Below are 25,034 nucleotides of genomic sequence, written 5' to 3' on the forward strand. Positions count from 1 at the left end.
TTTTTTTTAATATTAAATTTATACTGCTAAAGTAGAATTTTAAAGGGCGAAAAAATAATTAATAACTTTCTTTTGTACTTTTTCTTGTAAAAAACAATGTAGATATCGCGTAAATATTAAAGAGGTGTTAAATTACATTGAACCTATATATTCTGATAGAACACATAGGATGTAGAAGTTAATTCCCTTATTTCCATGATTTAGTGAACACTCAGATAAAACAATTTACCTAACATCAATTTCCTTTCTAATCTATTTTTTAATACCTTCGCCGCCCCTAAAATTTTATTGTCTTAACCCCGCTGCTATGAAAAGGTTTTTATACGGAATTGATTTTGGAACAACTAACTCTGCTTTGGCTATTTACGATGAAGAGTCAAAAGAAATACATAGTACCATCATTATTCCTTCACTCATTTATTTCTATCATCAGTTCAATGCAGCAAGTTCCTCAAATTATGTTGTAGGCGAAGAGGCGATCACAGCCTACCTCAAAGATGATATGAAAGGGCGATTTATCAAGTCTGTTAAACAAATATTATCAAGGAGCAGTTTCTCAGAAACCCGTATTCATAATAAGAAGTATAATGCTTCGGATCTTGTGGCTATCATTTTAAAGGAGTTGAAGGATCGGGCAGATAAATTGATCGGGCAAGATTGCAGAAAAGCAATAATAGGCAGGCCTGTTTTTTTTGACGACGACAACGTGCAAAAAGATACGTTAGCACAAACCAGGTTATATAAAGCAGCAGAAATCGCTGGCTTTGTGGACATACGTTTTCAATTCGAGCCTATTGGAGCGGCCTTCGCCTATGAAAAAAGCCTCGTAAAAAAGGAAAATGTACTGGTGGCCGATCTGGGTGGTGGTACCACAGATTTTACTTATTTAGTGCTTGATCCTGAAAAAGTAGGGAGTAAAGACAGGAAGAACGACATGATGGCTAATGGTGGTATTTACATAGGGGGAGATAGCTTTGATTCTTCTTTTATGTGGGAGAAGGGCACCCCATACTTCGGCAAAAACACCCAATATGAAGCTACTCCGGGTAAGGTATTAACGGTTCCAAAATCACTTTTCGCAAATATTTGTTCTTGGGAACAAATGAATTTCTTTAATGGTTTGCGTATTAGAAAAGACATAGAAGATTACTATTACTTTTCAGGTGAAGATCCTCAGTTTAAAAACCTAATCACGCTTATTGAAAATAATTTGGGCTATTCGGTATTTCAATCCATCGAAAAAACAAAAATCACGCTTACCAATGCGGATAGTGCTGTGTTTAGCTACAACAATATGGATATCAATATTGACGAGGAATACCACTACCGGATTATGAGCAGATTATCGCAAAAGACGTGAATCGGATTGCAAACTATCTGGATGAGTTTATGCTGCAAAACAACATCGATCCTCAAAATATTAATAGTTTGTTTTTAACAGGCGGCACTTCTATGGTGGGTAGCATTCAAAAACTCTTTAAAAACAAATTTCCACATGTTAACCTAAACTCGGGAGATAACTTTAAAAGCGTAGCCAAAGGTTTAGCTTATAGTGGTTACTTATTTGAAAATTAAAATTTCCCACCTGTTTTACAGGATATTTTCGCTTTTTTTGTCCCTTAATATCTGCAATGAAAAAAATCAGTGATTTTACAGTACTCAGGGCATTCCGCAGCGTTAATTACACGCTTTATTTTACTGGCAGGGCTGTTTCACAATTTGGTACGTGGATGCAACGCACTGCGGTTATATGGGTGGTGTATTCTATTACGCACTCGGCCTTTCTGTTAGGGGTGACCATATTTGCAGAGCAATTCCCTTCGTTCCTGTTCTCAATCTTCGGCGGTGTTGCAGCCGACCGTTATGACAGGTACAAGGTTATAAAGCTCACCCAAATCACATCAATGATACAGGCGATATTATTGGCCGCATTGGTAATTACAGGCCATACTATTGTGTGGGCGATACTTGTTTTAAGTGTGATATTAGGCATAATTAATGCTTTTGACGTACCTGCAAGGCAGGCATTAGTACATGATGTTGTCGCGGATCAGGCCGACCTTCCAAATGCTTTATCGCTTACTACAGCTACTGCAAGCCTGGCACAATTATTAGGCCCTGCTTTGGCCGGTATTGTTTTAAGTGCCTTTGGTGCTGGCGTTTGTTTTCTGCTCAACGCTGCAAGCTTTGGCGCTGTTATTATTTCATTGCTGTTGATGAAGTTACCTGTTCATCAACCAAAAAAATCAGAGAAAAAGATCCTAACAGAATTTGCTGAAGGTTTTAGCTATCTTAAAAAAACACCTGATATCGGCATGGTTATATTAATGCTCGCAATCATCAGTTTATTTGTGCTGCCCTACAATACGGTTATACCCATATTCGCTAAAGTAATATTTAAAGGCAATGCATCCACCTTTGGGTACATCACCAGCTTTATTGGCGTAGGTGCGGTATCGGGTACCATTTTCCTTGCTTCGCGTAAACCCGGCACACATTTAAAAAGGATATTATTTGTGAGTACCATCATGATGGGAATTGGATTGATCGGTTTTTCGCAAATAACCAAATTCCCCATAGCCATGTTCTTCGCTATTTTAACCGGGTTTGGTGCAATTGCGCAGTTTACTGTATCCAATATTATTGTTCAGTCTGAATCGGCACCACAAATGCGCGGGAGGGTTATCAGTATTTTACTAATGGCTATCTTCGGGATGATGCCGCTTGGCAGTGTGGTGATCGGCGCTGTATCAGAACACATTGGCGCACCAACAACCGTATTAGCACAAGGCATTATATCGATTGTTGTAGCATTGGGATTCGCGAGCTTCCTGACTAAAAAAAGGAAACAGCAGTCCCCTGTTGTTGAGGAAACAATTGTTTAATGCGTTTAATTGAATAAAGAATACTTAAGATTAAACGTTGCTAACGTTCTATACTATAGCCTGTTTAATCTGTTCACTATTTCTTTCGTACAAATACCTTCAAGAGCAACTCCGCTCCTGCTGTCCCAAGTGGTTCCCAAAATCCAGGTTAGCGACGATTTTAAAGAAATACTAAGTATTCACTTTTAGTAATCAGGGTAAAGCTTCTAAAGCGTGTCATATGGGAAAAAATAAGCAAATGACTCTTCTTCTATCTCAATCATCCCTTTTAACTAGAAATAATTAAACATGCTACCGCTAAAACACCTTGTTATCATCTTACTGTTACTATCGCCGGGTTTGGTACTGGCACAATCAAAAAAAACTTTCACAATTTCAGGCACCATTAAAGATAAAGCATCCGGCGAAACCCTACCGGCAGCTACAGTTAGCTTTGTGGAATTGCCGGGTAAAGGCGTAACCAGCAATTCTTATGGATTTTATGCTATTTCCATTCCGGAAGGTTCTTATACCATGTTAACCACCTATACCGGGTATACTACAGATACGCTAAAAATTCTATTAACTAAAAATATGCTGATTAATAAAAGCTTAGCATCTGCTTCCGGTCAGCTACAGGAGGTTAAAATCAAAAGCAGCACGGCACGAAGCAATAATATCCTGACAACACCCGCCGGTGTTCAGCGGCTTAACATTAAAGATATTAATAATGTGCCGGTGTTATTAGGAGAAAAAGATGTGTTAAAAACCATCCAGCTGCTTCCTGGTATTGTGTCGGCAGGAGATGGTAATGCCGGATTCTTTGTACGCGGCGGAGCGGCAGATCAAAACCTGATTTTGTTAGATGAAGCCACCGTATATAATCCTTCACATTTTTTAGGCTTCTTCTCCGTATTTAATTCGGATGCGATCAAAGACATTTCAATTTACAAGGGCGGGATGCCAGCTAACTATGGCGGTCGGTTATCCTCGGTAGAGGATATTCAGATGAACGATGGTAACAATCAGAAATTTGGCGCCAGCGGAGGAATCGGACTAATCGCATCCAGGCTTACGGTTGACGGGCCACTGTTTAATAACAAAGGCTCTTTCATTATCAGTGCGAGGCGAAGTTATGTCGATCTGTTTACCGGTTTTGCATCTGACACCACTACCAAACACAGTAAAATATATTTTTACGATGTCAATCTAAAAGGAAATTATCAGCTAGACTCTATTAACCGCATCTTTTTATCAGGATATTTTGGAAAAGATGTTATGAGTTTCAGAAACAGTTATGGGCTTGACTATGGCAACTCAACCGGAACGTTAAGATGGAACCATATTTTCAGTAGCAAGCTATTTTCAAACACCTCGTTAATTTACAGCAATTATACTTACGATGTTAATATTGATGACAATACAGATAACATAAAAGTATCTTCAGCAATAACTGACTATCATTTTAAACAAGATTTCACGTATTACCTGAACGCAAGCAATAAGCTAGGATTTGGCTTAGAATCAACCTATCACATCACACAACCCGGCACAGCAGTAGCAACCGCATCTTCCAGTTATAATGATGTTTTTTTAGAGAAGAAGTATGCTTTGGAAAGCGCACTATATCTATCCGATGAATGGAATGCATCTGACAAGCTAAAGATAACTTATGGCGTAAGATTAAGTGATTTAAGTGTACTGGGACCCGGTAACTTTTATACTTATGATAAAGACGGCAATAAAACAGACAGCACTTATTATAAAAGCGGCAAAATTGTTAAAAGTTATATTACGCCGGAACCAAGGTTTGCCGCCAGCTATCAGCTTAATCCGACCAGCTCTGTTAAATTATCTTATGATCGAAATGTTCAGAACATACACCTCCTAAATAACTCAGCTTATTTATCTACAACAAATGTTTATTTGCCTAGTAGTAATAATATCAAGCCGGAAATAGCCGATCAGGTTGCTTTAGGTTATTACCATACTTTTCATAACAACGGCTTTGAGTTTTCAAGCGAAATTTATTACAAAAACCTGCAGAACCAGATTGATTATAAAAATGGCGCTGACCTGGTGGGCAATCCGAATATTGAAGCTGACCTGCTTTATGGTTCGGGAAGAGCCTACGGATGGGAAACATATATCAAAAAGAAAAGTGGAAAATTTACCGGCTGGATCAGTTATACGCTATCAAAAACGGAACTTAAAATCCCGGGGATAAATAATGGAGATTATTATCCTGCAACACAAGATCAAACGAATCACATCTCATTGGTAGGTATGTATCAAGCTACTAAGAAGTGGACATTTTCAGCTGATTTTGTTTACAATACGGGTGATGCTGTCACCTGGCCGTCAGGAAAGTTTTCTGTTGATGGCGCTCCTGTATATTATTATGGCGCAAGGAACAGTAACCGCCTTCCGGCTTATAACAGGCTCGACATCGGAGCAACGCTTTTGGCTAAAAAAACTACCAAATATGAAAGCAGCTGGACCTTTTCCATCTACAATCTTTACGGCCAGTCAAACCCTTATGATATAATTTTTCAGGCCGATCCAAATAATGCCAACAAAACCCAGGTGCAGCAGACAACCCTGTTTAAAATGGTTCCATCAGTTACTTACAACTTTAAATTTTAAAATCATGAGAATTCAAACACCCATCATAATTCTAGTTCTGCTTATCTTGTTCTCTTCATCCTGCCAAAAAGTAATAACGCCACAATTATCCAACGGTGCCCCTCAACTGGTTATTGAAGGCGCGGTAAGTGATACTACCGGACCTTATCATATTAACATTTCGAAAACTGTCAGCTTTTACGCAGACAATACCTATCCTAATGTATCTGGTGCGTCGGTAACGATCACTGATCAAACAGTAGGTGTAAATGACCTGTTAACTGAAACTTCAACAGGGGTTTACACTACGCATAGCATCGTCGGTACCCCCGGGCATACCTACCAACTTCAAGTTGTACTTAACGGGAAAAACTATACCGCTGTTTCTACAATGCCTCTTCCGGTAGCGCTTGATTCCATCACTTTTGATTATACCTCTGTAAAAAACATGATTCAACCCGTTGTTCACTACCAGGATCCGGCTGCGTTTGTCAATTATTATAAATACAATATTACGGTAAATGGCGTAAAACTTAACCGGTTTCAAACGGATGAAGACCGGCTAATGAACGGCAAATATATAAATGAGGACCTGGTAACCGATACAGGAGCTATTAAGAAGAATAATTTGGTATTGGTGAATCTTGACGGCATAGACAAGGGCGCATATAATTTTTTACAAGAAGCAGAAAATATTGCGTTTTATAATGACCAGCTGGCAACACCTGCCACTCCCACTTCAAATATATCTGGCGGCTGTCTGGGCTATTTCAGTGCACAAACAGTAAGTAGTAAGTCAGCTGTAGTAAAATAATGATTGACATGAGACCTGTTTAAAGAAAATAATAAAGGTCATTTTTTTCAGTAACCAATAGGTCAATAGCGGTTCGTTATGAAGAACTTCTATTGGCCTATCGGCATATAAAGATTTATTGGATCATGTTCGCTTAAGGACTAGGATGCCAGACTTGTAATTCAACTATTCCGTAGATTAGCCGAAATATAAATAGCCTTATTCCAATATTAAATAAGCATGTTTATGTTAATTAAAATTAATTTTTAAAACAGAGTCAGGGTAAAGCAAAAGATAGGTGTCTTTATACGCTCCCAGTTACATTAACCAATTTTGCGGGTTAAATTATAAATACACAAGCTTAATGACTTTAAATCTAAAACGAATATCTCAAATCATTTTATTGCTTTTACTAACTTCTAACATCAGGCTATCGGCCCAAAGTTATCTGATGAAAGAAGTCTCCATCAAGGAAATAAAACAACAACCCATAGCAAGCATATTAAATAAAATCTCCAGCAAGCAGGATTTTTACTTTGCCTATAATAACAGAATTATCCCAGCCGACAGTTTAGTGTCTGTTTCAGGCTTCCATGGAACAATCTTCACTTTTTTAGAACAGTTGTTGGGGGGAAACTACGAGTTTAAGGAAGTACCCGGATATATCGTATTAACATTTGCACCCGACAAATTGAACATTACCGCTGATATAATTAAAGATCAGGGAACGCAAATTGTAATAAAAGGATATGTACGCGATGTGTATGATAACAAGGGAATAATAAGAGCCAGTGTTTATGAAAAAAACTTACTGATATCAACGATCACTAACGATAGAGGATACTTCGAGCTTAAATTAAGGAACTATAACGGATCAATAAAGCTTACGGCAAGTAAAGAAAACTATCGCGATACTTCCCTGTATATGCTGGCTGATGTTATTGTGAGTGATAAGCAGATCAATAAAAATTACAATTATTATCCGGATAATGGATCGAACAAAGGAATTGAGCATAACCGTTTTGCCAGGTTTTTTATCAGTTCGAAGCAATTGGTACAGGATTTAAATCTCGGTAATTTTTTTGCAACAAGCCCATATCAGGCCTCACTTATACCCGGCTTAAGTACACATGGTATGTATAGCAGCCAAGTTATTGATCATTTTTCTCTGAATCTGTTAGGCGGATACACCGCGGGGATAAATGGAGTTGAACTTGCCGGGGTATTTAATATTAACCGCAAAAGTATGCGCTTTTTGCAAGTGGCCGGTATATTTAATTTTGTTGGCGATAGTACCAAAGGTATACAAATGGCCGGCGCTTATAACAATGTGTTAAACAACGCCAGGGGAATACAAATTGGGGGCCTGGTAAATCAAACTCATACATTTAGCAATGGGATACAAATGGCTGGCTTAGCAAACTTTGATAAAACCGCTAAAGGACTGCAGGTGGCTGGTATCATAAATAAATACAATACCGATAAAGGAGCTACTGTTGCTGGGCTAACCAACATCGCCCGTGATAGCAGCGGTACACAGCTAGCCGGATTTTTGAACATAGGCGGAGATGTGGCAGGAATGCAATTGTCCGGTTTTATGAATGTTGCTAAAAAGGTTAAAGGCCCTCAGGTGAGTTTCTTAAATATTGCAGATAGCAGCAATTACCCGATCGGTATCATCAATATTATTAAAAATGGCGGCAAAAGTGTTGCAGTAAGTACTGATGAAAACCTATATGCACATGTCGATTTTCGTTCTGGTGGCAATGTATTATATAGCGTATTGGGAATAGGTTATAAATCAGGTTCAAATAAAGTTAAATATTTATTTGATATTGGATTAGGGGCACATATCATCAATCATAACAGGTTCTTTTTAAACGGAGAATATGTTAATACATCCTCGTTAAATACAGCTCTTAAAAATGATGTGTATTACACAAATTCATTGAAAGTTTTAACGGGATATAAACTAAGCAAACATCTTGGATTGTTTGCAGGTCCATCCATAGATTTGGCTTCTTCGGAGGCAGATGATGCGATTAAAGTTCATGGATGGATTATCAATAACTCCACTAGTAATAATCACAAAAACACTGTATCCGTTGGAATAACCTGCGGGTTACAGTGGATGTGGTAAGGCCATCCCGCTTTATTTTCTTATCTGATTACAATTGTATTGCCGGTCTTATCAACCTGCATTTCAGGTGTTGTTTCCTTTATTAAGTTTAGTATATCTGTTAATGAATCCTGCAGCCTGATAGTAACTGTTATTGGCACGTTGTGCAAGGCATTATTTTCAATTTTAATATCAGCGTTGTAAGCTTCGTTCAATACATCAATCAGGTGCCAAAGCGGGGTTTTATTGGCTATAAAAGTATTGCTTACGTAATAGTTGTATAGCATATCATCACTTCTTTCTATTTTAAATGCCTCGTCGTCTGGTTTTATGCTGATCATCTGCCGGGCATGCAATTGTACCGCGTTATTATTCTTACTTACACGTACTATGCCGCTTTCAACTATAATTTCGGTATTATTCTGTTTACTTTTTACGTTAAAAGCCGTACCTACATCAACTATATTAATGCCATTTACATGCACGGTAAATGGTACAGCTGCATTATGCTTAACGTTAAAGAATGCTTCTCCTGTCAAATTCACCACTCTTTGTGATTTAAAGTCACTGTTATAAGCGATGCTTGAGTTTTTATTCACATGGATTATTGATCCATCAGGCAGGGTATCTATTAACACTTTGTTTGTCGTCTTTAGGTTTACTTCTTCCGATGTTATACCTTTTTGCCCGTTGTATAAATAAAGAGCTCCCCACCCACTGCCAATCAAAAGCAGAACCGCCGCAGCAATGCGCAACCAATTGGTATTGGTTCTTATGGGTATTACCTTAGCCGGTTGCTCGTTTGCCGATGCCCTGTTGCGTTTGAAATTTTCCCAGGCTTCCGTTTCTCCTAATGGGCTAATCTGCGCTAACCTTTCGCTGGTTTCAAGGATATCCTTTATATCTTCTAGCTTTTTGGCATTTGCGCTGCTGATGGCTATCCAGTCTTTAACTTCCCTGGCCTCGGCTGCTGTGGCTTCCCCAAGTATAAATTTGATCAATATATCTTCACTCATATCCTGTTTCATGATCTGAACATATTAAATATAATTACTGCAATTAGGGGTAGAAACTCTTTCATTTCTTTTCTCAATATTCGCAATGCTTTGCCCATATGTGTTTCTACTGTTTTAATGGAAATTTCAAATTGGTTAGCTATTTCCTGGTATTTAAGATGCTCAAAACGACTTAAATGGAATATGGCCCTGCACTTTTCAGGAAGTTTATTCAGCGCCGTTTGCAGGTGCTGTTCCAACTCACTCAATTTTATCTTCCCGTCAGTATTATCTACATAGTTGTCCATTGTATGTACAGTTTGTGTTTGGTATTTTAGATGGCTTTTTTGCCGCCTGATGTAATTAAGGCAATCATGATAAACCGATTTGTATAAATATGATTTTACAGAGGTTTGTATATGCTCCCATTCATTCTTTTCCCAAAGCTTAAGAAATAAGGCTTGTACAATTTCTTCAGCAGCATCCCAGTCCTTCAATAAAGAGAAACCATACGCATGTAATTCCCTGAAGTGTTTTTTAAACAGAAGCTCAAAAGCGGCCTCGGTTTTATCTATCAAACCGATCTTTATTTCCGTACTATCCATTACTAACTGTTACGTTCGGCAAATTAACCTTATTTAAATAAACCGGACAGATAAATAATACAGCCATCCGGTTTATTTGCTTATTATTTATTGAAATTTAAACCCAATGCCCAGGCTAAAAATATTTGATTTTTGACCAAGCCCCTCGTTAAATTTACTTAACCCCAGACTGTAACGAGCATCCAGTGTCAAGCTCCCGATATCAACACCTGCATTTACAACCGCTCCGGCAGTAAGGTCTTTATATTTAGAACCCTCCGGGGCAATCGGATCTTTTAAATTGTAATAAAGATCAGGGCCCGCCGATACTCTAAAAATCAGGGCTTCGGTGTTAACTATTTTATAACCACCCATTAAGGGCACATTAATCAGTTTAAATTTAGCATCATATGAATTAGCGTTAAAGCTGTATTTATCACTAAAAGTAACATAGTTAATTTCTGGCTGAAAGTAAAAGTCCTTACCTATCCTGGCAAATACCCCTGCATTAAAGCCAACTTTACCCGATTTATCGGTAACGGCATCTAAGCCGGTTTTTAAGGTTGAAAAGCTAGCACCCGCTTTTATTCCGAAATCAATCTGTGTAGTAGATTGCGCTTTTACTGAACTGATACCCAGTACAATTAAGATAGCCGTAGTGATTAATTTAAATGATTTCATTTTTTTGATGTTGTTTTAAATTGTATTTAATAATTAGATGATGTTTATTTAAAAGTGGAACTGAACTCCTGCCGTATAACCAAAATATAATCCGTACAAATCGTTGCCGTTATTTCTGGTCCAGCTGGTTATATATTTCTTAACTATTTCTCTCCCTTCCGCGTTATCCGTATCTACATAATTGAAAGATGGTCCGGCAAATATTTCAATTGAAGGGGTAATTTTGAAAGCAGGCATCAGGTAGGACGACGACTTGAAGTATTCATCGCCTTTAAAACTTTCCAGCCCGCTGGTAATAAGCTCTGTTTTTAGGCTGAATGCTTTTTCCCTTATTATATTAATACCAAGTCCCGCCTCATAGGCATATTTTTCTTTTTTATTTTTGAGATTGCCGCCAATGCCTATAATGCCATAAAAGCGATTGCCACCTGAGCGGAAACTTAACATAGTAGTTTCATTTTCATCAATAGATACACCTATACTTTTTTCGTTATTTTTTGCAATATTGATGATACCGACCTGTGTACCTGCACTATCGGCAATGTTTATGAAACCCACCTGCGTACCTTTAAGCTTTTTGGCCACATTCATAAAGCCTGCTACCTGCAACACAGCCTCATCGCCACCCGTATTCAGAAACCCGGCTACCTGTATACCGCTGTTATTATGGGCAATGTTGGTAAAACCGGCTACTTGTATCCCGCTGTCATCATGGTCGATATTGGCAAAACCGGCTACAGCTATTCCTTTTCCCGTTGTATAGGTATTTATAAAGCCTGCAATCATAAGGTCATTTGCATTGCCACCAATGTGGTTTGAAAAACCGGCCAATTGTAATCCCGTTGCATCTCCGCGAACAACATTTGTTAAACCAGCTAGCGAAAAACCATGTTCCCCGGCAGACACCCCTCCTATCAGGTTCAATGAAAAGCTATTGGTATCTCTGGGCGCGTTGGTGTAGTTACTGCTTAATGGATAGACTAATCCTATATTAGTCCGGGCACGCTCATTATTTTGCGCATAAATGCTATTATTTGTAAATAACACTAGTAACAGCACTGCAGCTTTTGTAAGCGCTGCTGTAATTTTGTGGTTGTACAATTCAATTTTCATGTGTAATTCTGTTTATTTACAGCAATGACACACAATAGATATCTTACCCTGACTCGCTTTTGAAAAATAATTTATAGTAGCTCCTAACGTCAAGTAAAATCAAGAAAAGACGTTAGCTTATATAAAATTTTATTAAGTTGTGCTCCTTATGGATTATTTCAAAAAGCTACAGGAATTATTAAAAATTGAACGCAATGAAGATCGCGACGCTTATTTGAAACTTACTTCATCCACTTCGGTTACTGATCGCAGGTCGGCAGGACTTTGCTGGTACCCCATTTCGATTACAGGCACTGAGCCAACACGTGGTGATTATTTAAATGTAGAAATTGAGCGAAAAACGCACCTGGATATTATATCCCAAATACGCTTTGGTAGCCCCGCAGTATTATTCTCAAATCATGATCCGTCGTACCGTGTAGAAGGTATTATTTCTTATCTAAATGGAAATCGACTAAAAATCAATCTGTTCACTGAGGAGTTGCCTGATTGGAGCAGAGAGGGAAAACTTGGTGTAGAATTGCTATTTGACGATAATAGTTATGACGATATGCAGGCGGCCCTTAAACAAGCCTCAGCATTAAAAGATAATCGGTTAGTTGACACATTAATTGGCATAAGGGAACCCATCTTTGCCATTTCTGATGTAACACTCCCTAATTTAAATCAAAGCCAGAACCTAGCTGTTAATAAAATACTTACCGCTAACGACATGGCTATCGTTCACGGTCCCCCGGGAACTGGAAAAACTACAACACTTGTACAAGCAATTAAATTAACGGCAAAAACTGAACAGGTTTTGGTAGTAGCACCAAGCAATACGGCAGTAGATTTGCTAAGCGAAAAACTTGCGCTAGAAGGATTGAATGTTTTACGAATTGGCAATCCAACCAGAGTTTCTGATAAGCTAATGTCATTGACTTTGGATAGTCAGATGGCTAATCATCCTTATATGAAGGAAAGCAAAAAACTAAAAAAACAAGCATCCGAATATAAAAACATGGGGCATAAGTATAAGCGCAATTTTGGCAAAGCGGAACGTGAACAACGTAAAGCTTTGTTTGATGAAGCGCACAAAATTATGCGGGAAGTTGCAAAAACAGAAGAATTTATAATTGATGATCTGGTAAGCAAAGCCCAGATTATTACCGCTACGCTGGCCGGATCAAATCATTGGACGATTAGAAAACAAAAGTTTAAAACAGTATTTATTGATGAGGCCGGGCAGGCACTGGAACCTGCTTGCTGGATACCTATATTAAAATCGCAAAGAGTAATATTGGCCGGTGATCATCATCAACTCCCCCCTACCATAAAATCTGATAATGCAGCACGCGGTGGTTTGAATGTTACTCTTTTAGAAAAATGCGTTGCGCTACACCCAAACGCGGTGATATTATTGGATGAGCAATATAGAATGCACCAGAACATTATGCAGTTTTCGTCACAAGAGTTTTACGGAGGTAAATTACTGGCGCATAGTAGCGTAGCTTCAGGCTTGCTTTTTAATGATGACATTCCTTTTCTTTTTATTGATACGGCCGGTTGTGGTTTTAGTGAAAAGAGCGAAGGAACCAGTATGGCTAATCCGGAAGAGGCAGCATTTGTATTTAATTATATAACAAACTTTCTACCAGGGATTGAGCCATTCTCTGTTGCGGTAATCTCACCGTACCGCGAACAGATCAGATTGTTAAAAGAGCTGTTTTCAGAAATGGCGGCTAATATATCTGTAAATACCATCGACAGCTTTCAAGGACAGGAACGTGATATGGTTATTATTAGCATGACTCGCAGCAATCCTGATGGGGAGATTGGCTTTCTTGCTGATATCCGCAGGATGAATGTGGCCATGACCAGGGCAAAGAAAAAACTAGTTATAGTTGGCGACAGCTCAACATTGGCGCGTTTGCCATTTTATACAGATTTAATCAGTTATTCAGAATCAATTGGAGGTTATCAAAGTGCCTGGGACTATTTAACTGTTTAAGTAAATAAATCTTGATAATTATTTACCAAGATTTATTCCTGTTTCCTGTTTCGCTTGTGACATTACAAATAAGCTTTCCATATTATCAACCTTGGGAAGTCTGGCCAGCTTATTTCTGAGCAGACGATTGTATTCATCCATATCCTTTACAGCAATTTTCAGTAAAAAATCAAATTTACCTGTTAAATGACTGCATTCGAGCACCTCATCCAGCTTAATTACTTCATCTAAAAATGCTATCAAGTTCTCTTCCGCATGTGGCTTAACCTGCACTTGTGTGTAGGCAATTAAACCCCGGTTAACTTTTTTATGGTCGATAATGGCCACATAACGTTTTATATAACCCTCATCTTCTAAACGTTTTACCCTAACATGTACCGGAGTGGGTGAAATATTTAATATATGCGCTATAGCCTTATGGGTAATCGTAGCATCTTTTTGAAGCAGATTCAGGATACCAATATCAATTTTATCAAGTTCTTTATTAATCATAATCGAAGTTAAATAGTTAAAGCAGGTATATCAGCAAATGATAACTTACCGGCTTCTAGCATGAATCGTTCAGCTGTTTCCACCATACAACGCGATCCTATGAATATCTGCGAACGTTGGTGTAACTCCGTTACTTGCAACTCGAGTATCCGGCTTTCTCCATTTGTAGCTTTACCTCCGGCTTGTTCAATAATAAAAGCCATCGGGTTACATTCATAAACCAATCGTAATTTACCATTAGGTGCTGATGCAGTGGCAGGATATATAAAAATGCCGCCTTTTAATAAGTTACGATGTAAATCCGCCACCATAGAACCAATATAACGCGACGTGTAAGGTCTTTGTGTTTGCTTATCCTCTACCTGGCAATACTTAATATACTTTTTAACTCCCTGAGGAAAATGAACATAATTACCTTCGTTAATTGAATAAATTGTTCCTGTTTCCGGGGTTTTCATATCTGGATGCGATAAACAAAATTCACCAATTGAAGGATCAAGTGTAAAGCCATTAACCCCCTTTCCGGTTGTATAAACCAACATGGTTGATGAACCATAGATAATATAACCTGCCGCTACTTGTTCCGTGCCGTTTTGCAATACATCAGCCAATGAAGCTGGTACTTCAAGATTTTTACGTCGGTAAATAGAAAAAATTGTCCCAATCGGTACATTAACATCAATGTTTGACGAACCATCAAGCGGATCAATAGCTACAATATACTTTGCACCTTTAGAAACTGCTGAATCAATACGAATTATTTCATCATTCTCTTCAGAAGCAACAATACAACACTCTCCTCCACTGCTAAGCGCACTTATAAATTGATCATTAGCGTACACATCCAACTTTTGTTGCTGCTCGCCTTGAATATTTGTACTACCAGCCTTACCCAAAATATCCATAAGTCCCGCCTTGTTTACCTCCCGGTTAACAATTTTTGCGGCTATGCCTATGTCACGTAATAAGCGAGACAGCTCGCCTTTGGCATAAGGAAAATCCGATTGCTTCTCAATAATAAATTGTCCTAAAGTTTTTAATCCAAACATATACTTAGTGTAAAATGTACAACATAAACCATCTAATACAGATAAGCAAATAAAGCACAAAAACATCTATAAAACAATTTATTAGCACAAAATAGCAATATTTATCATTCAAAAATAAATATTGATAGTGTATTGAGATTAGATTATTAAGTGAAATAAAGTTCAAAAAACTAAAACAAGCTCAAATCATCATGCAATAATTCGCTTTAAAACTAAAAAAAATGGCTTTTAAAGTTATTTTCACCAAATTAACCCAATCATATGGTTTTCACCTGCCAAACAACCCACCTTTGTAGTGTATAAAGGCTGTGATTATTGGCACTTTAAACAAATTATAAACCACAATAGCAACAACTATAAATCCGGAGCTATTAACGATTAAAATAACTGTATGAATAACCCAATGTTCACAACGCTTGTACACGAGCAATTGCCTATTGAAAAATTGGCTGGCCAAACTATTGCACGACAAGAAGGTACCTTGACTGATACCGGTGCACTATTGATAAAAACAGGAAATTTTACAGGACGAAGCCCTGAAGATAAATTTTTAGTAGAGGACAACATCAATATAAAAAGCGTTGACTGGAACAAGTTTAATAATCCAATTGACGAAAACAGTTTCCTGCAATTAAAAGATAAACTTATCGCGTATCTTAATAACAAACCGGAAATATGGGCCCGCAATCTTTTTGCTTGTGCCGATAATCGTTACCAATTATCAGTACGTGTGATTAACGAAAACCCTTGGTCAAATCACTTTGCAAGCAATATGTTAATTGAGCCAGATGCAGACGAGCTAAAGAGTTTCAACGCCGAATGGTTGATTATACAGGCCCCTAATTTTGAAGCAAATCCAATTATTGATGGCACCCGGCAAAAAAATTTCACTATTCTTTCTTTCAAGCATAAAACTATATTAATTGGCGGCAGTGGTTATACAGGGGAAATTAAAAAAGCAGTGTTTACGGCGCTAAATTTTCTTCTTCCTTATGAACATAATGTATTAAGTATGCATTGTAGCGCCAATGAAGGAGCAAACGGAGATACAGCTTTGTTTTTCGGCTTAAGCGGCACGGGCAAAACAACATTAAGCGCTGATAGCCAGCGTAAATTGATAGGTGATGATGAACACGGCTGGAGCAACCAGGGTGTTTTTAATTTTGAAGGTGGTTGCTATGCAAAAATAATTAATCTATCTGCAGAATGCGAACCGGAAATATTCAATGCAATAAAACCGGGTGCATTGGTAGAAAATGCAATACAATTTGAGAATTCAAACCATATTGATTTTTCGGATAAAAGCATTACAGAAAACACTCGAACCAGCTACCCGCTTGAATATATTCCTAATGCCAAAGCACCGGCATTAGGCGGCCATCCTCAAAATATATTTTTTCTGGCCTGTGACGCATATGGGGTATTGCCTCCAATAAGCCTTTTAACCGAAGAACAGGCTATGTTTTATTTTATAAACGGTTACACGGCAAAAATTGCAGGTACCGAAGTTGGTATTACTGAACCAAAAGTAACTTTCAGTGCATGCTTTGGGGCACCTTTTTTACCATTACACCCGGAGTTTTATGCTACTCTACTTGGCAAAAAATTAAAAGAGCATAAGGTGAAAGTGTGGTTAGTGAATACCGGATGGACAGCCGGCCCTTACGGACAGGGTTATCGTATTAGCATCAATAATACCAGGGCTATGGTTAATGCTGCATTAAGTGGCAAGCTGGATACGGCACATTACCAGGAGCATTCTATCTTTCATTTATCAGTACCTCAAAGTTGCCCAGGTTTATCATCACAAGCATTATTGAATCCGTGCGATATGTGGTCTGATAAAAACGCATATGATGAGACTGCGAGAAAATTAGTTGAATTATTTGATAAAAATCATCAGCTATATAATCATCCTCAATTAAGCTAGGATAAACTTTTATTATTTTTCTTCAGTGATTACTACCTTCGGATAAAGTATCAACTTAATAGCTATACCAGCTGCAATATCTAAATACAATCATGCTACAACAATAGCATCATAATCGTATGTCTATATAATAAATGTTGTATATAGCAGCTCTTTAAGGGTATTAAATAATCTTTTCAAAATATTTAAAATATTGAAGCAGAATAATTGAAATTGTGTTGGAAGTATTTATTTCTGAATAGAAATATTAGATATAATTGTGATAAGGTTTAAGTTCTTGTTTAAATATATCGGGTATAGTGAGATCAGAAAAGTGCAACCTATATTGATACTCACTTATAAAATTCAATCAATTTCCTCTTTGTTGATATAAAGATAGCCATCCTTATACCAAAAGAAAAATAATTACACTAATACGGTTTTAACATATACCATTTAGGCTTTTTGATATACAAAATAAAAAAGCTTCTCTTCAATCCAACCTATTAAATATATCTTTTAGTATATTTAGCTGTGTCGAAATATTAAAATATTTCAATACCAGATCTAAAACCTTTGACTATATTTTTCCATATAAATTTCAGTAGTAATTCTATAAAATATTTACATAAGTCTATAGATACTCATGATTTAATAAACAATTCACAAATGATTAATGTTAGTTTTAGTTCATATGTTTTTTTAAGAACTCCAACGTTGAGCTATAATGATTACAACTCTAACCCGGAGAGTATTATTAAACTACATTTTTTTCAACTAGCAATTTTTTTTGCCAGTGAAAGCCTTTATATGGAATTAATGCGTCATGACTTTAATTACCATTTACTTGATAAAAAAGTAAAATTCAGCCTACAAAAATATTTCAACCGGATGTGTTACCGCCCAACTCCATTTGGTATGTTTTCAGCGTTTACGTCACTTGACTGGTGCAAATTTGAGGATGCACGATCATGTATTTTGTTGGGAGAAGATCGTTTATATGTTAATCCTGATTTTCAGTTTATAATTGATGTAGCCAGAGAGATTGAAACATTAAACATAATTGATAATTTAAAATACTATTCAAATAACTCCATTTATAGCATTAAAAATGAAAAGCGATATTTAACTCACAATTATGACATAAAAGAAGAAAGAATCCTTTTCTTAATTTCCTCTTACAAGTCTGATCGTTTACTTAATAAAATTATCATTTTCTGTAAAAACGGAAAAACTAAGGCTCAATTAACAAACTGGCTTAATGAATTAATTGGATTTGATGATGAGATTGATGATTATATTAACGATCTTATAAATGCAGGCTTGTTGGTTTCTGAACTAGATCCAAACATGTCAGGCAAAAGGTACTTTGAAAGAATAACAGATATGATATCCGAAAGCTCGGCCAATGGTCGTTTACCTGACAGCATTTTAAAGTACAAATACATTATTGATAACATTAAGCATTACAATGATGTAAATATTAAAAGCTTAACTAAAAGTAGTGAGTTTATAAATTGTAAGCGAGTATTAAAATCTAAGTTCTATGTGGGTTACGAAAAAAAGACAAATTCATTACTTAATATAAAGTATCAACAAGATATAAAAGAGGGTTTAAATTGTCTTGATAAGTTAACATATGATACTAAATCAAAATCACTTACAAATTTTAAAAATCGGTTTATAGCCCGATTTGAAAATCAAGAAATACCATTATTAGTAGCACTTGACCGCGAAGCTGGTGTAGGATATGAAGGACTGGAAAGTAATTTAATTAGCAGTGGCTTGTTAAATGGCATTCATTTAGACATCCAGTCAAACAACTTGAATTTTAGTTGGACACCCATTCATGAATTTTTTTTATCGAAACTTTCAAAAGTTAAAGACGATCAAGCTATTATAATTTCAGATAAAGATCTTGAAAAACTCGAGCATAAATCTGAATCTAAAACACCGCCTAGCTTTTCAGTCATATTTAGAATATATGGCAACAAAATTTGGATAGAACAGGCCGGTGGCTGTACCGCAACATCCTTATTAGGTCGGTTTACGCAATTCAATACCGAAATATTAGCTAAAAGCCAAGCAATTGACTTACAGGAAAGGGAACTTAACAAAGATGTTATTTTTGTTGAGATTTCATGCTTTAACGACGAACACTCGGCTAATATCAACTCTAATGCGGGTGTACGCCAATATGAAATTCCTATTGGCGTATACTCAACATTAAACAGAAATAATATAATAAGCCTATCTGATATTACGGTTTCTGTAATGAACGATCAAATCATCATAAGATCTAAGAAGTTAAATAAGATTATAATCCCCCGATTAAGTTCGGCCTATAATTATACAAGAAGCGATCTTTCAATATATAGATTTTTATGTGACTTACAGCATCAGGGGCTAAAATCCAATTACATCATTGATTTAAAATCTTTACTCCCCGGCCTTAATTTTTATCCCAGGATTGAATATAAAAATTGCATTCTTTTTCCCGCAACATGGATATTAAACACAGATGAAATCACCGAATTAAAAAAAGAATTCAAAAACACAGGTGATAGCAACATTTTATATAAAAACTTAAGACTAAAAAAAAACTTCGCCCTTACTGAAGGTGATAATCAACTGTATTTTGATTGTGATGATCATGAATCGGTACAAATGTTTATGCAGGTGATCAGCAGTAAAAGTTCTATAATACTACAAGAAGTATTCCTTGACCCTACTGCATTAGTCAAAAATATAGATGATCAGCCTCTTTGCGGGCAATTCATAACATCTGTTATAAGTAATAGTGTTACATATAACCCGATGTCGATGGAACCATTATCAATAAAAAAAAGCAAAACAAAAAGGACTTATCTTCCTGGTGATGAGTGGCTATATTTTAAATTATATAGCCACCCTTCCGTATCAAACAATATCTTACTAAAAAACATAAATAAGATTATAAACGGATTAAGAAAACAAAACATATTAAAATGCTGGTATTTTATAAGATATATTGATACTGACAATCATTTACGAGTAAGGGTACTAATCAACAGAAACAACACCGCTGCAGTTATACAATATTTTGAAAAAAGCATACGGAGTGGTTTTGAAAAAGGAAGTGTAAGTAACTTACTATTAGATACTTACAAAAGAGAAATAGAAAGATACGGAGCCTATACCATTGAATATGCAGAAAGAATGTTTGAAGCTAGTAGTGATCTAGTTGTTAATTTCCTTAGAAAAAATCCAAAAATAGAATCAGGTTATTACGAATTACATTTAGCCTTGTTAACAGCAAATATCATACTTGTGGTTTTTCTTAAATCTTCGACAGAGTATATTAATTTACTCCATCTTATTCATGCAAGTATGAAGCATGAGTTTGAGGATAGCAAATCTGTAAAAATTCAATTGGATAATAAATATCGAGAACACTCTGCATTTATTAATAACATGGATGCTAATAAAAACAACATAATTATTATTGCAGGAAAAAAAGAGTTTAACAACTATGTAAAAGCTTTAAATTTATTAAAAACTAAAACCAGCACTTTTTCTAATGAGAAGCTTAATAAATTGGTAGCGGACCTGCTTCACATGCACTTAAACAGAGTTTTCATAGAAAACCATCGTAAACAAGAGTTTATTATTTACTATTTGCTTTATAAGCATCATTTATCGTTGGAAGCCAGAAGAACAAAAACGGCATCATTACTTTCTGGAACTTCTGAGGGTTTTAGTGTTAATCGTATCAATAAAGCTATCTTTAAATGATATACCTATTGGTAATTCGCTATTTTGCGACATAATAACATTATTACCATCTATTGATTTTATCTTATTTAAACTCACAATATAGGATTTGTGTATTCGTATAAATCTATTTTGAGGGATGGCTTTTTCAACCTCTTTCATTGATAAATAAGTGATGTACTTATTATCCGTTGTATAAATTACAACATAATTCTTTAGTCCCTCTATATATAATATGTCTGAATAATTCAATTGAATCATTTTTCCTTTTACTCCCGGATTGATAAAGAAATATTGATCGTTTTCGGAGGTATTGTCTAACGTTGATTTTGCTTTAATCAAATTTTGAACTTTTGTTACAGATTTAACAAATCGTTCAAAGGATATAGGTTTTAATAAAAAATCCGAACCATTTTTCTCAAAAGCCTGCAATGCATAATTAGGAAATGCAGTAGTAAATATAACGGATGTAAAAGACGATATTATGTCGGCGACATCCATGCCCGATAATTCAGGCATATCTACGTCTAAAAATACAATATCAACTTGTTCTGCGTTCCTTATATCTTCTATACCCTGAAGCGGATTAATAGAACTTCCTATCAGGTTTAATCCTGGGTACTTATTAATATACCCAACTATCGTATCAATAGCGTGCTCCTCATCGTCAATAACATAACAAGTACTCATAATATTACAGGTTAACTTTTAGCATTAGTTTATAGTCAGATTCATTATCATCAATGATTAACTCATACTGATAATAATTATCCAGTCGACTTTTAACATTTTCAATTCCAATACCATGGCTATCGAATTGTACAGACTTACGTTTCAAATTATATGTAGAAAAAATCAAAGTATTTCCCACAATTTGAATAGAAATTTTTGCAGGACTGGCTGAATTTAACAAATCTGCATATTTAAAAACGTTTTCAACAAATGTAATTAGCACTAGCGGAATAATTCGTAAACCATAAGTATCGCCATCAGTTTCATAATCAATACACAAGCGCTGATTAAATCGGGCCTGGTTTAACTTTAAAAAGCTTTCAATATTATCAATTTCCTGATCTAATCTTACTTTTCCATCCGCATCAGTACTGGTTAATGCATAACGCATTATATCAGACAGTAATAATATACTATCAGCAGTTTTTTCGGAAAACTTAGCAATTGAATTATATAAGAAATTCAACGTATTTAATAAAAAATGAGGATTAATCTGCGATTTTAAATACGCGTTCTCTGCTGACAATAATGATTTCTCCAGTACCTGATTTTGAAGTTCATTTCTCAGTTGAATGTTTTCAAGATCAGATATTTTTTTTCTGCTTTTGAGTGTAGATAATGCAAACCAGTAACCGATACTTAAAAGAGTAAAATAAACACCTCTCCACACACTTTGGAGAAAAAATGCTTTAATTGTGGTATAAGGAGGACTAATAGGGATTTTAAATATATCGTATATATAATATAATCCTCTCTTTACAATTAAATAGGCAATAATTTCTAATATAATTAATAAAATAAGTAAAAAATAATTTCTTCTCTTCTCATTAATTGCCCATTCAAATACAAAATGAGCATTAAAATAAAACAAACCAATATTTAAAAAATAAGACCCAACATAATCACCTAAACTTGAAAGTCTGTTTACCAGACAATAAATAAAAACTATTTCATAAGTGATAAATATTGCCCAGAAAATAATATGTGGTTTTAGGTCGCTTAATCTTACGTTTTTAGTCAAAGTTTACAATGTTTATTAGGCATAACAAACATACCTAATTTAATTTTTCTCTTGAAAATTAAATTCAATAATGATTTTCAATATTAACAAACCGATAATATCAGCCAATTAATGCAACTGATATATACAATACCGCATTTGGTGTAATAACTTTTTTGAAGTGTTAATGCTTTCATAATTTGAGTGAGAATTAGAACAATCAGACATGAAAGCAACATTACAAAAATTGAAAAAACTTAAAACCAAACAGGTGTATGGCTTTAAAAAAGATAATTTCGGCGGGATGAATGTTGGTAATGATCCAACTACTAATACAACAATAATAACAACAACAATGACGCAAGTTATTTACCGTGCGTAACTATCAATATTATATCTACCTATAATAAACAAACCTAAATCTTAATAACAGAGTATGGACTGTAAAATAGCGCATACTCTGTTATTATAATATTATACACACAAATATGGATTTTGCCAACTATGATTGCCATGGCGAACCGATGCTAATGTTTTATCGTTCCATTCTATTCCGTTAACAACATCAATCACTTCATTTTTAATTTGGCGATTGTTTCCATCTATTTTTGCCGATCGGATATATATAGGTTGTGGTGTATTCAAATCAATCGTACTTATTGCTATTTTACCACGCGGGCCATTCATATCTGTTTGGCTTAATGCCTCGGTAAGTTTATTTTTATCTGGACGGCCATTATTTAATTTATCTATTGCTTGGGTTATTGCTAGCCCTGTTTCGTAACCTAACAGGCCAAACACATTTGGTTTAGTGCCAAAAGCCTGCTCGTAATCGTTTTTAAATCTGACATTTTCCGAATTGTTAATATTATAATCCCATGAGAGTGCATTTATAATTTCTGGCGATTTATTAAAGTCAAATATGTCATCGTCATTAACCATAAAAGGGCTTACAGAAATTGGTATTTTATCTGCAATAGCATCTGAATAAAATTTATTTATAAACTCTGTACCTTCTTTACTTGATAATATGATATGAGCGTGAGATGGTTCTTCATACTTGAAAATTTCAATTAATGGCGCGGTATCTGCAAACCCCTGCAACCCTTCTAATTTTAAAATATGAAGTCTGCATTCATCAGCACCAGATGCCACAGTGCCTATCCTGAAACATTCATGCATATTATACCCGGAATCATAAATATGGGAACCTATGGCCGGAATACCGCCAAACTTATTTTGCATCCATTTTCCTATTGCCCACTCACTTTTCCACAGGTGCATGCTATTATAAAAAAGGTATGGAGATGAAAGCCTTTCAATTGGCATATAGCCACCAAGATTATTTATAATACAAGGAATTTTTTCTGTATTGATTGATTGGATAAGATTAGCAAGTATACTTGTACTTACAATTCCGGTTAACAGATCAACGGATTCAAAAAGAACAAGTTTCCGAAAGGCATCCTCAACTTGCTTGGTGCTGCCGGTTTGAATAAATTCAGGTTGAAAAAGAATATCTTTTTTTAGCGCTTCCGGGATTGCAGCATCAATACCATTTAAAAAATCCGATCTTAAATTCCTATATATTCCTGAATAAGGGACAAATACCCCTACTTTTATTTTTGCCATTAGGTATTAATTTAAAAAGGTCCCGGAATTACCGGAACCTTTCAATATAGTGTATATAAATTGAAGCTTTATATTAAATTATATTAATTACGTGGAGGGAAAATTCCTTGCACACAAATAATGTAATTTAACGCCAGGTATGGTTGTACTATAGGGACAGGAAGATTGCCACCAGTTAAAGCGTTTGTTACAGTTCCGGAGATGGTTGCAGATGCAGCCACATTAAGTGCAGTATCGGGTGCTGAATTATTAAACCCGGCAACCGTGGTACCATCGCCAAGATAAATAGGCGCCGCTAAGCTGTTAGCTGTAACAGAAGGTGCATGATCTGTTGCATCCTGGCTTGATGCTTGAATAGTTATAGAATTAACTACCATACCTGATACTGTTGCCGCGTGTGTATGCGAAGGCAATTGACTAATATTAAGTGTGACCTTTTCTGTGCCGCCAACTTGCCCTAAAGCATAAGTTGATAGTCCGGCTCCTGTTCCTACTCCTACAGGAACTCTTCCTGCTAAGTTAGGTAATTGAAAGGTAGTCTGTCCATTACCGCCATAAGTGGTGCCAATTATTGCAAATAATGCATTATTTGAACTAATTGAAAGCGTTTGTCCCTGGCAATACATCCAAGATTGTGGTGCGTAGTTTGGTGCCCAAGCTACGATAGTTCCCATGTAGGTGTCCATTGTTTAAGGTTTTAGAT

At 35.9% G+C, this 25,034-nt stretch carries 20 protein-coding genes; 10 read left to right on the plus strand and 10 right to left on the minus strand.

The window, feature by feature from the left end; translation table 11 throughout:
* Positions 1 to 307: 307 nt before the first annotated feature.
* The 6 genes from GSQ74_RS22145 (at position 308) to GSQ74_RS22165 (ending at position 8,422) form a co-directional block, all read left to right on the plus strand.
* Positions 308 to 1,360 carry an Hsp70 family protein gene (locus GSQ74_RS22145; RefSeq protein ID WP_254060950.1) on the plus strand — a complete coding sequence of 351 codons (1,053 nt, stop codon included), beginning with the start codon at positions 308 to 310 and terminating at the stop codon, positions 1,358 to 1,360.
* On the plus strand, positions 1,357 to 1,575 hold the full coding sequence (locus GSQ74_RS22830; protein ID WP_254060951.1) for a hypothetical protein: 219 nt from the start codon (positions 1,357 to 1,359) through the stop codon (positions 1,573 to 1,575). Before GSQ74_RS22145 ends, GSQ74_RS22830 begins: the two co-directional genes overlap by 4 nt.
* 56 nt (positions 1,576 to 1,631) lie before the next feature.
* Positions 1,632 to 2,885, plus strand: coding sequence for an MFS transporter (locus tag GSQ74_RS22150; RefSeq protein ID WP_158996369.1), 1,254 nt, complete (start codon positions 1,632 to 1,634; stop codon positions 2,883 to 2,885).
* Between the two features lie 288 nt (positions 2,886 to 3,173).
* On the plus strand, positions 3,174 to 5,510 hold the full coding sequence (locus GSQ74_RS22155) for a carboxypeptidase-like regulatory domain-containing protein (protein ID WP_158996370.1): 2,337 nt from the start codon (positions 3,174 to 3,176) through the stop codon (positions 5,508 to 5,510).
* A 4-nt stretch (positions 5,511 to 5,514) separates the two neighbouring features.
* Positions 5,515 to 6,303 (plus strand): DUF4249 domain-containing protein, encoded by a 789-nt coding sequence (locus GSQ74_RS22160; protein ID WP_158996371.1) that lies wholly within the window; start codon positions 5,515 to 5,517, stop codon positions 6,301 to 6,303.
* A 343-nt stretch (positions 6,304 to 6,646) separates the two neighbouring features.
* The gene (locus GSQ74_RS22165) at positions 6,647 to 8,422 is read left to right on the plus strand and encodes a hypothetical protein (RefSeq protein WP_158996372.1); all 1,776 of its coding nucleotides are present in this window, start codon (positions 6,647 to 6,649) and stop codon (positions 8,420 to 8,422) included.
* Between the two features lie 20 nt (positions 8,423 to 8,442).
* On the opposite strand, the gene GSQ74_RS22170 is transcribed toward GSQ74_RS22165, so the two are convergent.
* The 4 genes from GSQ74_RS22170 to GSQ74_RS22185 form a co-directional block, all read right to left on the minus strand.
* Entirely contained in the window at positions 8,443 to 9,429 is a 987-nt protein-coding gene (locus GSQ74_RS22170) for a FecR family protein (protein WP_158996373.1), read from the minus strand.
* On the minus strand, positions 9,426 to 10,001 hold the full coding sequence (locus GSQ74_RS22175; protein ID WP_158996374.1) for an RNA polymerase sigma-70 factor: 576 nt from the start codon (positions 9,999 to 10,001) through the stop codon (positions 9,426 to 9,428). Before GSQ74_RS22175 ends, GSQ74_RS22170 begins: the two co-directional genes overlap by 4 nt.
* Before the next feature lie 87 nt (positions 10,002 to 10,088).
* The gene (locus GSQ74_RS22180) at positions 10,089 to 10,661 is read right to left on the minus strand and encodes a porin family protein (RefSeq protein WP_158996375.1); all 573 of its coding nucleotides are present in this window, start codon (positions 10,659 to 10,661) and stop codon (positions 10,089 to 10,091) included.
* A 48-nt stretch (positions 10,662 to 10,709) separates the two neighbouring features.
* Positions 10,710 to 11,774, minus strand: a complete 1,065-nt coding sequence (locus GSQ74_RS22185; RefSeq protein WP_158996376.1) for a hypothetical protein — start codon at positions 11,772 to 11,774, stop codon at positions 10,710 to 10,712.
* 148 nt (positions 11,775 to 11,922) lie between these two features.
* On the opposite strand from GSQ74_RS22185, the gene GSQ74_RS22190 reads away from it, so the two are divergent.
* The gene (locus tag GSQ74_RS22190; protein WP_158996377.1) at positions 11,923 to 13,764 is read left to right on the plus strand and encodes an AAA domain-containing protein; all 1,842 of its coding nucleotides are present in this window, start codon (positions 11,923 to 11,925) and stop codon (positions 13,762 to 13,764) included.
* Between the two features lie 18 nt (positions 13,765 to 13,782).
* Here GSQ74_RS22190 and GSQ74_RS22195 read toward each other — a convergent pair whose 3' ends face one another.
* The gene (locus GSQ74_RS22195) at positions 13,783 to 14,256 is read right to left on the minus strand and encodes an Lrp/AsnC family transcriptional regulator (RefSeq protein WP_158996378.1); all 474 of its coding nucleotides are present in this window, start codon (positions 14,254 to 14,256) and stop codon (positions 13,783 to 13,785) included.
* 8 nt (positions 14,257 to 14,264) lie between these two features.
* Positions 14,265 to 15,305, minus strand: coding sequence for a class 1 fructose-bisphosphatase (gene fbp, locus GSQ74_RS22200; RefSeq protein ID WP_158996379.1), 1,041 nt, complete (start codon positions 15,303 to 15,305; stop codon positions 14,265 to 14,267).
* A 391-nt stretch (positions 15,306 to 15,696) separates the two neighbouring features.
* On the opposite strand from fbp, the gene pckA reads away from it, so the two are divergent.
* Positions 15,697 to 17,235, plus strand: coding sequence for a phosphoenolpyruvate carboxykinase (ATP) (gene pckA / locus GSQ74_RS22205; protein WP_158996380.1), 1,539 nt, complete (start codon positions 15,697 to 15,699; stop codon positions 17,233 to 17,235).
* 648 nt (positions 17,236 to 17,883) lie between these two features.
* On the plus strand, positions 17,884 to 20,988 hold the full coding sequence (locus GSQ74_RS22210) for a lantibiotic dehydratase (protein ID WP_158996381.1): 3,105 nt from the start codon (positions 17,884 to 17,886) through the stop codon (positions 20,986 to 20,988).
* On the opposite strand, the gene GSQ74_RS22215 is transcribed toward GSQ74_RS22210, so the two are convergent.
* Together GSQ74_RS22215 and GSQ74_RS22220 are read right to left on the minus strand one after the other, a co-directional pair.
* Positions 20,926 to 21,657, minus strand: a complete 732-nt coding sequence (locus GSQ74_RS22215; protein ID WP_158996382.1) for a LytTR family DNA-binding domain-containing protein — start codon at positions 21,655 to 21,657, stop codon at positions 20,926 to 20,928. The genes GSQ74_RS22210 and GSQ74_RS22215 overlap by 63 nt on opposite strands.
* Positions 21,658 to 21,661: 4 nt before the next feature.
* On the minus strand, positions 21,662 to 22,720 hold the full coding sequence (locus GSQ74_RS22220; protein ID WP_158996383.1) for a sensor histidine kinase: 1,059 nt from the start codon (positions 22,718 to 22,720) through the stop codon (positions 21,662 to 21,664).
* Positions 22,721 to 22,925: 205 nt separating this feature from the next.
* Here GSQ74_RS22220 and GSQ74_RS22225 point away from each other — a divergent pair, with 205 nt between their 5' ends.
* Complete coding sequence (locus tag GSQ74_RS22225) at positions 22,926 to 23,081, plus strand: hypothetical protein (RefSeq protein ID WP_158996384.1); 156 nt, start codon at positions 22,926 to 22,928, stop codon at positions 23,079 to 23,081.
* A 92-nt stretch (positions 23,082 to 23,173) separates the two neighbouring features.
* On the opposite strand, the gene GSQ74_RS22230 is transcribed toward GSQ74_RS22225, so the two are convergent.
* Positions 23,174 to 24,331 carry an ABC transporter substrate-binding protein gene (locus GSQ74_RS22230; protein WP_158996385.1) on the minus strand — a complete coding sequence of 386 codons (1,158 nt, stop codon included), beginning with the start codon at positions 24,329 to 24,331 and terminating at the stop codon, positions 23,174 to 23,176.
* A gap of 83 nt (positions 24,332 to 24,414) precedes the next feature.
* The gene (locus tag GSQ74_RS22235; RefSeq protein WP_158996386.1) at positions 24,415 to 25,017 is read right to left on the minus strand and encodes a phage tail protein; all 603 of its coding nucleotides are present in this window, start codon (positions 25,015 to 25,017) and stop codon (positions 24,415 to 24,417) included.
* Positions 25,018 to 25,034: the final 17 nt, after the last annotated feature.

The sequence above is a fragment of the Mucilaginibacter sp. L196 genome, assembly GCF_009765905.1.
GTDB lineage: Bacteria > Bacteroidota > Bacteroidia > Sphingobacteriales > Sphingobacteriaceae > Mucilaginibacter.